10 protein-coding genes are annotated in these 12,247 nt (G+C 50.8%); all 10 read right to left on the minus strand.

Going from position 1 to position 12,247, the window contains the following annotated elements:
- Nucleotides 1-53: 53 nt before the first annotated feature.
- Entirely contained in the window at nucleotides 54-1,046 is a 993-nt protein-coding gene (locus ACJHYW_RS09680) for a SinI family autotransporter-associated protein (RefSeq protein WP_000802334.1), read from the minus strand.
- A 55-nt stretch (nucleotides 1,047-1,101) separates the two neighbouring features.
- The gene (gene sinH / locus ACJHYW_RS09685) at nucleotides 1,102-3,276 is read right to left on the minus strand and encodes an intimin-like inverse autotransporter SinH (RefSeq protein ID WP_001361596.1); all 2,175 of its coding nucleotides are present in this window, start codon (nucleotides 3,274-3,276) and stop codon (nucleotides 1,102-1,104) included.
- 209 nt (nucleotides 3,277-3,485) lie between these two features.
- The gene (locus ACJHYW_RS09690; RefSeq protein ID WP_001196900.1) at nucleotides 3,486-3,701 is read right to left on the minus strand and encodes a zinc ribbon domain-containing protein; all 216 of its coding nucleotides are present in this window, start codon (nucleotides 3,699-3,701) and stop codon (nucleotides 3,486-3,488) included.
- 62 nt (nucleotides 3,702-3,763) lie between these two features.
- The gene (der, locus tag ACJHYW_RS09695) at nucleotides 3,764-5,236 is read right to left on the minus strand and encodes a ribosome biogenesis GTPase Der (RefSeq protein WP_001309661.1); all 1,473 of its coding nucleotides are present in this window, start codon (nucleotides 5,234-5,236) and stop codon (nucleotides 3,764-3,766) included.
- A 117-nt stretch (nucleotides 5,237-5,353) separates the two neighbouring features.
- Nucleotides 5,354-6,532, minus strand: a complete 1,179-nt coding sequence (bamB, locus tag ACJHYW_RS09700; RefSeq protein WP_001177032.1) for an outer membrane protein assembly factor BamB — start codon at nucleotides 6,530-6,532, stop codon at nucleotides 5,354-5,356.
- A gap of 10 nt (nucleotides 6,533-6,542) precedes the next feature.
- The gene (gene yfgM / locus ACJHYW_RS09705; RefSeq protein WP_000409205.1) at nucleotides 6,543-7,163 is read right to left on the minus strand and encodes an ancillary SecYEG translocon subunit YfgM; all 621 of its coding nucleotides are present in this window, start codon (nucleotides 7,161-7,163) and stop codon (nucleotides 6,543-6,545) included.
- Between the two features lie 17 nt (nucleotides 7,164-7,180).
- Complete coding sequence (hisS, locus tag ACJHYW_RS09710; RefSeq protein WP_000037894.1) at nucleotides 7,181-8,470, minus strand: histidine--tRNA ligase; 1,290 nt, start codon at nucleotides 8,468-8,470, stop codon at nucleotides 7,181-7,183.
- 110 nt (nucleotides 8,471-8,580) lie between these two features.
- The gene (gene ispG, locus ACJHYW_RS09715) at nucleotides 8,581-9,699 is read right to left on the minus strand and encodes a flavodoxin-dependent (E)-4-hydroxy-3-methylbut-2-enyl-diphosphate synthase (protein WP_000551807.1); all 1,119 of its coding nucleotides are present in this window, start codon (nucleotides 9,697-9,699) and stop codon (nucleotides 8,581-8,583) included.
- A 26-nt stretch (nucleotides 9,700-9,725) separates the two neighbouring features.
- A complete protein-coding gene (rodZ, locus tag ACJHYW_RS09720; protein ID WP_001090831.1) occupies nucleotides 9,726-10,736 on the minus strand; it encodes a cytoskeleton protein RodZ in 1,011 nt (336 codons plus the stop codon).
- Between the two features lie 284 nt (nucleotides 10,737-11,020).
- Entirely contained in the window at nucleotides 11,021-12,175 is a 1,155-nt protein-coding gene (locus ACJHYW_RS09725; protein ID WP_000003317.1) for a bifunctional tRNA (adenosine(37)-C2)-methyltransferase TrmG/ribosomal RNA large subunit methyltransferase RlmN, read from the minus strand.
- Between the last annotated feature and the right edge of the window lie 72 nt (nucleotides 12,176-12,247).

Consider the following 12,247-nt stretch of genomic DNA (forward strand, 5'->3'; position numbering starts at 1 on the left):
TAAGCAAAACAGGCGGAAAACAGCATTCCCATACGGGAATGCTGTTGTGCGCATTAGTGGTGTTTGTAAATGATAGACAGCGTATAGCCCTGAACGCCGTCGCCGTTTGCCGGGATTGCAAGGCCGGTCTTACCATTACGGTCACTACCGTTAAGGCTGGTTCTTGCTTGTTCGTTAGTTTGCGGAATAACAATGTCATTGTTATCGAAGCTGGCGTTGGCAATACCGCCCGCCGCCGCAAGTTGTTTACTGTTACCGTTAAAGACCCACGCAAAGTCGTAGTTAGCGGTAACGTCCACATCCGTACCCGCATCGTACTTACCATTCTGGTTTTCATCCGAGTACAGTTTGGCCACATACGTTTTGTTAAGCGCAATGGCTGTATTACCACCGATAAGGTTGGTGTTCGTGCCTTTCTCAAAGATAGCCACTTTCAGATTCTGGTTTACAACTGGACCAGGATCGACATTATCCGTATCGCTGCCGCCACCGCTGGCCGTAGAAATATCCAGCAGAGTCAGCGACGTTCCCTGGAAGGGATTACCGGTCTGGGTGATGGGCTGGATTTCAACACCGATATAACGCCCACGTTCGTCATTGGTGAGTTTATAACTGGTCTTGCCCGCCGCTGCGGTCAGCTCCGTTTTACCGCCACCCGCATTATCGCTGTAGCTGTACCATTTGATAGTCGCCGTCGTTTTCGCATCAATACCGTCTGGACCATCGTCGATATCCCCTTCGGTATCGCCGATATCCCACCCCAACGTGATGGTATCTCCTGAGTAAAGGCGTTTATCCGTCTCGCTACCTGAAGGACGAGTACCTTTACCATCAGACGTTACTTTGATGTGATCCGCATCATCCGAGTTAATCGTGGCATTCCCACCCTCGCGATAAAGCCAGGGTATGGTCCCTTCGAATTCAGCGGTCGTCCCACTGGCTACCCAGGCGGCATCTTCCGCCATAGCGGCTGGCACGGCACAGTATCCAGCCAGCATCAGTGCCAGCGCGACTCTTGTCAGGCCACGTTTCATATGAGGTTTCATAAACACTCTCCTTGGTTAACATTCAGCGGTGGCCCGATCAGCCATGGCGCTGATCCTATTTCTTGCTGTAATTGACCTGCAAACCGTATCCCTGCACGCCATCGGTTACCTGGGCACTAAACTTCGTTGCCGCTTCCTTGTTCGTTGCCGGGATCTCTATATCGGCGTTAGTGGTATTGGCTTGCGCACCGGTATTGCCATTCACGCTATGTCCCGTGAATTCCCACTGATAGTCATACTGTTTCATCTCCTCTTCAGTGAGTTTCTCTGATAGCTGGAACACGCCGTCTTTGTTAGCGTCACGCCACAACACAAAGCGATAGCTGCTATTGAGAGGCAACGGCTCTTTATTGCCGATAAGATTCACGGGCTTAGCCGCACCAACACGATAGATAAAGGCATTCAGCCCGCCGATGTCAGAACCCAGGAACGTTACGTCAACATAGTTACTGTCATCATAGGGAGCGGCTTTCGCCTTCCAACGGAAGGTGCCAGGCAATGTACTGGAGAGCGTAACGGTCCCCTTTTCTTTATCTTGTTTGGCGATAAAGACACAGGGAGTCTCGGTAGTGCAGGGTTTATTCGTCAGCGTCACTTTTTTATCGTTGGCGTCAAACAACTGCGGGTTGAGATTATCCTGCGGCAAGACATTACCGTTGCGGTCAGTGTTGTCGCCAAAGCTATCAGTAATATCGAGATCCATCACCACACCATCTACACCATCGGCCTGTGCGCTGGCTTCATGACTGTGATTGTTCTCATCTGGTACATCGGCGATGTTGTTAACGATGAGCTCAATTTTGCGATCCTGCTGAACGGTGATTTCCACCACGCCGGAATTCTGTCGATTACCTTTTTCATCTTCCAGCGCCAGACGAACCCGCCAGGTATTGAGTTTTTCTTGTTCGGCTTTATCAGAACTGTACTGCCAGGCAGGCAGCACCAGATTCCAGTGGTTGTTGTTACCTTCGGTAAGCGTGTTTTCTTTGATAACCGGCATCACCAGCGTACGTGCAGCATTGTTTTTCGCCTGCCAGGAGGCAGCGACGATTTTGTAGTGATGGTTAATGAGCGCGTTAATGGTCCATTTACATTTTTCCAGCCCGATAGCTTCTTCAGGCGTATCTTTAATCACGCACTCGGGATGTTCATTCGTGGCGTCGGCTTTCAGCCACAAAGTGACGTCGAGGGGATCTTTTTCTTTGTATTCCAGAACAATAAAGTTGTTACGTTCAACAAAGTCATGACGGCTGCCCATAAGCGAGTGAGCAGCGCTCACTTTGTCAGGATCAAGCTGGTCTTTGAGCGGGACGCCAAACTGATAATTAAGCGTTGCGTTAACAGAAAGATCGGTATTATCGCCAGTGCCAGCTTTGAAATCTGTACCGACAGCAATGAGCGGAACGGGCTGGTATTTCACACCCAGCGTGACAGCGAAGGGATCTTTCTCCAGATTATCAGTGCCAAAAAGCGCGACTTCATTACCGTAATACTGTTCGAAAACAATTTTACCACCAAGCTGCGGATAAGCGGGAAGCCAGGCTTCGGCGCGAATATCCCAGCCGCGCGCAGGACGCTCCTCATAAAAATCGAAATCTTCGGAGTCTTTCCAGTCAGAAAGCGGGTGATAATAGTTGCCAGAGAATTTTAAATAATCAGTCCACGCTTCGGCACCTAAACCTAAACGGCGATGCCCACGGGTAAAATCATAATCATAAAATATATTTCCACCCAACAACCATTTATCAAAATTATGTCTTACACCAAGCCCAATATTCCCGATCGTACGATCTTCTTTTCGTTGTGCAGAAAATTGGCTGAAATAAACAGTAGTTTGATTATCATACCAGGGAACAAAATAGTCGATGGAACTGCCATCCAGATCGCCGCCCTGGCCAAGAGAAAGATTCGTTCGAACCTTACCGTAGGGGGAGAGTGTATCCTCAATATAAGATTGTGTCGTAGAGGTAATTTGACTTTGCAGATAGCTTCTGGCCTGGGACTCCAGCGCCTCGGGTGTCAGGTTTTCAAACCCTTGCGTAGCGGAGTTAATGACGTAATCGGCACCACGCTCTTTTAGCGATTTCCCCTTGTTGGTTTGTTCTTCTTGTTGTGCGGCCTGACTACCTAAATCAGGTAATGATTCTTTATGCTCAACATTTATCTCTGGAGCCGCAAAAGCAGCCCCAGAGATAAATGTTAGCATAATACAGCGTGTCCATCGCAGCATGCACTTTTCCTGTGACAATGATAAAGTCAAAAATAAGCTTTAATATTGTATCCCTGATTATTCAGAAAGGCATGCCAGAAAGGATAAATATATCATTATTTTTTAAATAAGTGATTTTTTCCACTCATATTAGTAATTCAACTAATACAAAAATGGCATAATCATCCATATTATAAATATGAATGATAAAATCATATATTTAAATGATATTACACAATAACAAATTCAACGCGTGTTTTAGAAATTAAACCGTGCCCATATTGGCAGAAATAATCCACCGCACCGCATGCTTTTAATACCTGCAATGGCTGGTGGCAGTCAGGACAAAGAGCCTGAATGGTGAAATCTTTGGCACAAGTTGCACAGTGAGCAGTCCCGCCATTGCGTTCGAGAGGGGTTTTGCAGGTTGGACAGTTGAGTGCCATAAATACTCCTCGCGTGTTATTCGGTTTCCCTCTCCGTGTGGAAAGGGAAACCAGATAAGTGATTACTTACTTTTCTTGATGTGCTTCATCAGACGCTTACGCTTGCGCATCTGAGTCGGCGTCAGGGTATTACGCTTGTTCGCATACGGGTTTTCCCCTTCTTTGAACTGAATACGAATCGGCGATCCCATTACGTCCAGCGATTTGCGGAAGTAGTTCATCAGGTAACGCTTGTAGGAATCAGGCAGGTCTTTCACCTGATTACCGTGAATCACCACAATCGGCGGGTTATAACCCCCGGCGTGGGCATATTTCAGCTTCACTCGACGACCGCGTACCAGCGGCGGTTGGTGATCTTCAACAGCCATCGTCATGATGCGCGTCAGCATAGAGGTCCCCACACGACGGGTGGAGCTGTCATACGCTTCACGTACTGATTCAAACAAGTTACCAACACCACTGCCGTGCAAGGCAGAGATAAAGTGCACACGAGCAAAATCGATAAAGCCCAGACGGAAGTCCAGCGTCTCTTTCACCTGCTCTTTCACTTCCTGGCTCAGGCCGTCCCACTTGTTCACTACAATCACAAGTGAGCGCCCACTATTGAGAATAAAGCCCAGCAAGGAGAGATCCTGATCGGAAATACCTTCACGCGCATCAATCACCAACATCACCACGTTGGCATCTTCAATGGCCTGCAACGTTTTGATTACCGAGAACTTCTCTACCGCATCGGTGATTTTGCCGCGTTTACGTACGCCAGCGGTGTCAATGAGCACATACTCACGTCCGTCGCGTTCCATTGGAATGTAGATACTGTCACGCGTCGTGCCAGGCATGTCGTAAACAACAACGCGTTCTTCACCGAGAATACGGTTAGTGAGCGTAGACTTACCGACGTTCGGACGACCCACAATCGCCAGTTTGATCGGCAGACTTTGCGGGTCGAAGTCGTCTTCCTCTTCTTCTTCGCCGTTCTCTTCCGCTTCAAATTGCGCCCAGTATTCGGCGTCTTCGTCGACTTCTTCTTGCGGTGCGAGATCTTCCATCCACGGCAGCAGCACGTGCTCCAGCAGACTTAATACGCCACGACCGTGAGACGCGGCGATCGGGTAGATTTCACCTAAACCAAGCGAGTAGAAATCAACCACTGCCTGATCGGGATCCAGACCGTCAGTTTTGTTTGCCACCAGGAAGGTCGGTTTTTCACGGGAGCGCAGATGTTTAGCAATCGCTTCATCCGCCGGCATCAGGCCCGCGCGCGCATCCACCATAAACAGTACGACGTCCGCTTCTTCAATCGCCAGCAGCGATTGTTCCGCCATACGTGTCTCTACACCGTCTTCTGTGCCATCAATCCCGCCGGTATCAATGCAGATAAACTCACGGCCTTCAATTTCCGCACGACCGTACTTACGGTCACGAGTCAGACCCGGGAAATCCGCAACCAGCGCATCTCGGGTGCGAGTTAGACGGTTAAATAACGTGGATTTTCCTACGTTAGGGCGCCCGACAAGCGCGACCACAGGTACCATGTTTAAAGCCTCATTTTTATAAATCATCAGACAACGCACGCTATATTCGTGTCGTTGTTAAAAACAGGAAAACGGCCCCTGTCCAGGAGCCGTTTTCAAAGTGAACGACAGAGACGATTAACGTGTAATAGAGTACACGGTTCCGTCTTTTGCCTGGATCAGCAGTTTGCCGTCAGCGGCAACCGGTTCAGTCTGGAAACCGGAACTATCAACTTTTTGCTGGGCAACGAAACGACCATCTTCGACGTTAATCCAGTGCAGATAACCTTCACTGTCACCTACCACCAGGTTGCCATTATATAGCACCGGAGAAGTCAGCAGGCGATGCAACAGATCGCTTTGTGTCCACAGCGTAACGCCGCCATCAATGGTCAACGCCATCACCCGGTCATTTTGATCGACCAGATAGATGCGGTTGCCGTCGACGATGAAATCATTCACCGAACCCAGTTCGCGTTTCCACATAATCTGACCACTGCGCAGATCAAGCGCCGTCAGGTTACCATTATAGGCCAGCGCGAAAACAACGCCGTTAACAACGACGGGAGTCGTGTCAACATCGCTCAGACGGTCAATTTCGGTAGAACCGGTCGCCTGGGAAATACGCTGCTGCCAAATCATCTGGCCCTGTTCCATCAGCACTGCGCTGACGCGACCATTATCGCCACCCACGACGGCCGCACCAAAAGCCGTTGCCGGCGCAGACTCGCCACGCAAAGAGAGCGAAGGCATATCGAGGTTAACTGTCCATTTGACAGCGCCGTCAGCTTCGTTCAGCGCTTGTAACTGACCGTTACTGGTGTGGATTAACACCAGACCGTCGCTGACCACCGGGCGCGAAAGTGCTTCACCCGCGACTTTAGTTTGCCATGCCACAGTACCATCGCTGGTATTCAGCGCGTAAACCTGCGCCTTTTCGGTGCCAATGTAGACATGCCCACCAGACACGGTCACGCCGCCAGAAAGTAATGCAGGATCTTTAGAGAACCAGCCATCTTTCTCGGCCAGGTTGACAGACCAGATTTCTTTGCCGTCATCCGCATTCAGCGCTTTTACTAAACCAGCGCGGTCCGCAGCATAGACAACGTTGTCCGCCAGTGCCGGATGAAGATTGGAATAGAAGTTGCCAATGCCGCTACCAACGGAAGTGCTCCACGCAGTAGACGGCGTAAACTGGTTTTCAACGGTTGGCAATGGGGACATCTTTACCACATCTTCTTCGCTGTTAAACAGCGAACAGCCGCTTAAAAGGGTAACGGAAAGCAGTCCTGGCAGCAGTAATTTACGCAATTGCATCGGGTCCCTCTCAGATGGACAAATTATTAATTTTCATCTGCATCATTTCGCTCAGTGCCGGGGTAACATCGCTTTTCACGCCTGCTTCCCATGCACTACGCGCACCTTGCTTATCACCTTTGCTCAGCAATGCTTCACCACGCAGGTCGGCAACAATGGCAGCCCACCCTTCACCTTTGATGGTATCAAGGGTTTTCAGCGCGGCATCAGCCTGCTTGAGCTGTACCTGAACGCGAGCAAGACGCAGATTTATCACGGCTTTGAGATTTTCATCGCTCGTGTCTGCCAGCCCCTGTTGTAACTGGGCGGCAGCTTTCTCTAGTTCATTTTTGTCAACAAATTGCTGCGCAAGTTCCAAAGAAGCCAGCGCACCATAAGTATTTTTATTTTCAGCAGCAAATTTTTCCGCCGCCGGGATGCTATCCGGTTTGCCTTCGCTCACTGCGGTAACCGCATTTTGATAGGCAAGAGAAGCGGAGCGTGCAGAATCAACCTGATGGCTGTTCCAGTAGCGCCAGCCAATCAGTGCGCCAACGCCCAAAATCACCCCAACAGCCAGTGCTTTGCCATTTTCAGCAAAAAAGCGTTTAACCGCTTCAACCTGGTCGTTTTCGTTCTCGTAAATTTCCACGCTGTCCTTCTCCTTCCTTAACCCAGTAACGTGCGCAAATGCGCGGCTACGCTATCCTGCGCAACTGCCGTTTGCTCACCAGAGCGCAAATCCTTCACTACTGCTGTGCCGTTAGCCACTTCAGACTCACCCAGCACCACAGCAACGCGGGCACCCCATTTATCAGCACGGGCAAACTGTTTCTTAAAGTTGCCGCCGCCGTGGTTGGTCATCAATTTCACGCCCGGTAATTCATCACGCAGACGCTCAGCTAATGCCATAGCCGCAGATTGTGTATCAGCACCTGAAGCCACCAGGTATATATCGACAACAGGATCGGCTTTAAATTCCGGATTAACGGCCTGTACTAACAATACAAGACGTTCGAGGCCCATCGCAAAACCGACAGCCGGTGTTGCACGACCGCCCAGTTGTTCCACCAGACCGTCATAACGACCGCCTGCACACACGGTGCCCTGGGAACCGAGGCTGTTAGTCACCCACTCGAAAACGGTACGGTTATAGTAATCCAGACCACGCACCAGACGCTGGTTGACGGTGTAAGCGATCCCCGCGCTCTCAAGCAGTTTGCACAGACCGGCAAAATGCTCACGAGATTCCTCGTCCAGATAATCGCCTAATGCCGGAGCGTCGTTGAGAAGCGCCTGCACTTCCGGATTTTTTGAATCCAGCACGCGCAGCGGGTTAGTGTACATGCGGCGTTTGCAGTCTTCGTCCAGCTTTTCTTTATGCTGCTCAAGGAATGCCACCAGCGCATCGCGGTAATTGGCGCGTGCTTCCAGCGAACCGATAGAGTTCAGCTCAAGAGTTACGTGCTCGGAGATACCCAGCGCGCGCCACCAGCGGGCGGTGAGCATAATCAATTCAGCGTCGATATCCGGACCTTGCAGACCGAAAACTTCCAGACCGATTTGGTGGAACTGACGATAACGACCTTTTTGCGGGCGCTCGTGGCGGAACATCGGTCCCATATACCACAAACGCTGTTCCTGATTGTACAGAAGGCCATGCTCGATGCCGGCGCGTACACATCCTGCTGTACCTTCAGGGCGAAGAGTTAACGAAACAACCTCTTTCGCATCACGCTCACGATCGTTGAAGGTGTACATCTCCTTTTCAACAACATCAGTAACTTCACCGATAGCGCGCTTAAACAGTGGCGTTTGCTCAAGAATAGGTGTGCGAATCTCACTGTATCCGTAAGACTCAACGACGCTTTTAATTATGCGCTCAACGCGTTGCCATACAGCGGTTTCCACTGGCAAATAATCATTCATACCGCGTACAGACTGAATTTTCTTCGACACGTTTATTCTCTTTCTGAATATAAAAATGAACCCTCAACGCTTCCCTCAATGTTTCGGGAGCCATGCGGGTTCAATCATACACGGGAAGCGAGGTGCTTCCCATCACGTTATTATTTTTCAACCTGCTGAACGTCAATTCGACGCGCTTCGTCCAGCTGACTGGCTTTCGCACGAATGCGTGCTTCCAGCTGGTCGATCATATCGTTGTTGTCCAGACGGTCTTTGCGCACGCCGTCTTCATAGAGGCCGCTTTTCTTGTTGCCGCCGGTGACGCCGAGTGTAGAAACCAGCGCCTCACCTGGGCCATTCACCACACAGCCGATAATCGAAACGTCCATCGGAGTGATGATATCTTCCAGGCGTTGCTCCAGCGCGTTAACCGTACCGATAACATCAAATTCCTGACGCGAACAGGTCGGGCAGGCGATGAAGTTGATCCCGCGCGAACGGATACGCAGCGATTTCAAAATATCGAAACCGACTTTGATCTCTTCGACCGGATCGGCCGCCAGCGATACGCGCAGCGTGTCGCCGATGCCTTCAGACAGCAGCAGACCTAAACCAATGGCGGATTTTACTGCCCCGCTGCGCGCACCACCGGCTTCGGTGATCCCCAGATGCAGCGGCTGATCGATCTGTTTTGCCAGCAAACGATAAGACTCAACAGCGAGGAAGACGTCTGACGCTTTCACGCTGACTTTGAACTGATCGAAGTTCAGGCGATCGAGATGATCAACATGACGCATGGCGGATTCCAGCAACGCCTGCGGCGTCGGTTCGCCATACTTTTCTTGCAGATCTTTTTCCAGCGATCCGGCGTTAACGCCAATACGGATCGGAATGTTTTTATCGCGCGCACAGTCAACCACCATGCGAATACGCTCTTCATTACCGATATTGCCAGGGTTAATACGCAGACAATCGACGCCGTATTCCGCTACTTTCAGCGCAATGCGATAGTCGAAGTGGATGTCAGCCACCAGCGGCACGTTAACCTGCTGTTTGATGAGTTTGAACGCTTCTGCCGCGTCCATCGTCGGTACGGAGACACGGACGATATCAGCGCCAACACGTTCCAGCGCCTTGATTTGATTGACCGTTGCTTCGACGTCTGTCGTGCGCGTATTGGTCATGGACTGTACGGCGATGGGAGCACCATCGCCAATCGGCACATTCCCAACGTAAATACGTGTTGATTTTCTACGTTGAATTGGAGCCTGGTTATGCATGAAAAATCTCCCGCGTTACCCGTCTGTTACTGCGCCGGTGATTGTTCGGCATTGAGGGTCAGACGCGCAACCTGGTTAGTTCTGATAAAACGACTCAGATCGACAGGTTTCCCTTGATACTGGATCTGTACTGCGGCTGGCGCACCAATTTTCAGTTTGTACGGTGCCTGGCCGGTTAAGTTCAAATTACCGTCTTTACGCTGCATACCGCTAAACAGTTTTTTACCGGTAGCATCGGTGACTTCCAGCCAGCAATCGGCAGTAAAGTTCATCACCAGCGCATTCGGGTCAACCGCCGGCGTGGTCACGCCAGCCTGATCGGTTGGCAACAGCGCAGCGCCATCTGGTGTTGTTGTTGCCGCTGGTGCCGGAGTCGCAGCGGTATCAACATTTGCCTGCGAAGGTGGAACAACCGCATTCTGTTGTGAATCGACGGTTGGCGATGGAGCCGTCGTCGCGGCAGGTGTTTGCGTGTTAGTTGCGGTGGTATCCACAGGTGATGTCGGCGTGGTCGCCATAGCCTGATCTGTGGTTGTCGACGTATCTAACGGTACACTCTGGCTTTGATTATTATTCAGTTCCGCAGAAGATTGATCGGCCATAGTGGTGATCTCTTCCTGCTGAGCTTTGTGGTCTTGCCACCACCAGGCACCGCTCAGGCCGATAACCACAAACAACACCAGCCAGGTGAAGGTCATCAGCCAGCCGTCGCGTTTTTTACGGCGTTTACCGAGGGAAAAACTCTGCATCGGCGCAACTTTTGCAGCCCGTAGTGGAGCCTGCTTTTCCAGCCCTGGCAGCAGTTCTTCTTCTGGAATATGTACCAGACGCGCATAAGAGCGGATATATCCGCGCAGGAATGTTGAAGCAAGATCGGCGGGTGCCTTATCTTCTTCAATGTCGCGTACCGTGGAAACCTTCAGGCAAAGTCGCTCAGCAACGGCCTGCTGACTAAGTCCTAGTTGTTCGCGAGCATTACGCAGGCGAGCGCCGGTAGTAAGTGCTTCATTTTGGTCGTGCGTGGCTTCAGTATTCATTCGCTGCAGGTACGTTTAAATGAGAATTGAGATGCCGGTGAACCATCATGCTCACCCACACCGCGAAACATCCGTTAAGTTAACCGTTATCATACAGTATAAGACCGTCTGTGTGCTCGTGACAAAGCCCACATTCACTAAGGCTAACTTACTGTTGCATCGTTACATACTGCCTTAAAGTCAGCAAAAACGCACCGTTAATATTGACCAGACAATTGCAACTTAATACTTCATTCATAAAAGATTACGCCACGGTACATAAAGTAACCGTGGCGTAATGGCTATCAGACCGCTTTAATGTCGATGGCTTCACCCTGCATCCGTTTACGCAGGGTACGTTTCGTACGGTCGATAACATCGCCCGCCAACTGACCACAGGCAGCATCGATATCATCACCACGAGTTTTACGCACAATAGTGGTGAAACCGTAGCTCATCAGCACTTTTGAGAAACGGTCGATACGGCTGTTCGAACTGCGTCCATACGGCGCGCCAGGGAACGGGTTCCACGGGATCAGGTTGATCTTACACGGCGTATCTTTCAGTAGCTCCGCCAGTTGGTGCGCGTGTTCAGTGCCGTCGTTAACGTGGTCAAGCATCACGTATTCAATAGTGACTCGGCCCTGATTGGCGTTGGATTTCTCCAGATAACGGCGCACCGCAGCAAGGAACGTTTCGATATTGTACTTTTTGTTGATCGGCACAATTTCGTCACGAATTTCGTCGTTCGGCGCGTGCAGGGAGATAGCCAGCGCAACGTCGATCATATCGCCAAGTTTATCCAGCGCCGGAACCACACCGGAAGTGGAAAGCGTGACGCGACGTTTTGACAGGCCAAAACCGAAATCATCAAGCATGATTTCCATCGCCGGAACGACGTTGTTCAGGTTGAGCAGCGGCTCGCCCATACCCATCATCACTACGTTAGTGATTGGGCGCTGACCGGTGACTTTTGCTGCGCCGACAATTTTCGCCGCACGCCACACCTGGCCGATAATTTCCGATACCCGCAGGTTGCGGTTAAAGCCCTGCTGGGCGGTGGAACAGAATTTACACTCCAGCGCACACCCCACCTGCGAAGAGACGCAGAGCGTGGCACGGTCGTCTTCCGGGATATACACCGTTTCAACGCGCTGATCGCCAACGGCAATTGCCCATTTAATGGTGCCGTCAGATGAACGCTGTTCTTCAACCACTTCCGGTGCACGGATTTCCGCCACCTCTTTCAGTTTGCCGCGCAACACTTTATTGATGTCGGTCATCTCATCAAAGTTGTCGCAGCAATAGTGATACATCCACTTCATCACCTGATCGGCGCGGAAGGGTTTTTCACCTAAATCTTTAAAAAACTCCCGCATCTGCTGACGGTTGAGATCCAGCAGGTTGATTTTTCCATCTTTAGTGGTGACGTTTTCAGGTGTGACTAATTGTTCAGACATATGCTATTCCGGCCTCGTTATTACACGTTATGGCCCCTGGAGGGTTGAAAAAAGAAACGCCCCGGTGAGCGG

The organism is Escherichia sp. WS3063 (assembly GCF_046486595.1).
Classification (GTDB): domain Bacteria; phylum Pseudomonadota; class Gammaproteobacteria; order Enterobacterales; family Enterobacteriaceae; genus Escherichia; species Escherichia coli.

Coding starts and splice junctions, on each gene's coding strand:
- ispG (WP_000551807.1), bottom strand. CDS start 9,699: ATGCATAACCAGGCTCCAATTCAACGTAGAAAATCAACACGTATTTAC.
- ACJHYW_RS09690 (WP_001196900.1), bottom strand. CDS start 3,701: ATGGCACTCAACTGTCCAACCTGCAAAACCCCTCTCGAACGCAATGGC.
- ACJHYW_RS09680 (WP_000802334.1), bottom strand. CDS start 1,046: ATGAAACCTCATATGAAACGTGGCCTGACAAGAGTCGCGCTGGCACTG.
- sinH (WP_001361596.1), bottom strand. CDS start 3,276: ATGCTGCGATGGACACGCTGTATTATGCTAACATTTATCTCTGGGGCT.
- bamB (WP_001177032.1), bottom strand. CDS start 6,532: ATGCAATTGCGTAAATTACTGCTGCCAGGACTGCTTTCCGTTACCCTT.
- der (WP_001309661.1), bottom strand. CDS start 5,236: ATGGTACCTGTGGTCGCGCTTGTCGGGCGCCCTAACGTAGGAAAATCC.
- rodZ (WP_001090831.1), bottom strand. CDS start 10,736: ATGAATACTGAAGCCACGCACGACCAAAATGAAGCACTTACTACCGGC.
- ACJHYW_RS09725 (WP_000003317.1), bottom strand. CDS start 12,175: ATGTCTGAACAATTAGTCACACCTGAAAACGTCACCACTAAAGATGGA.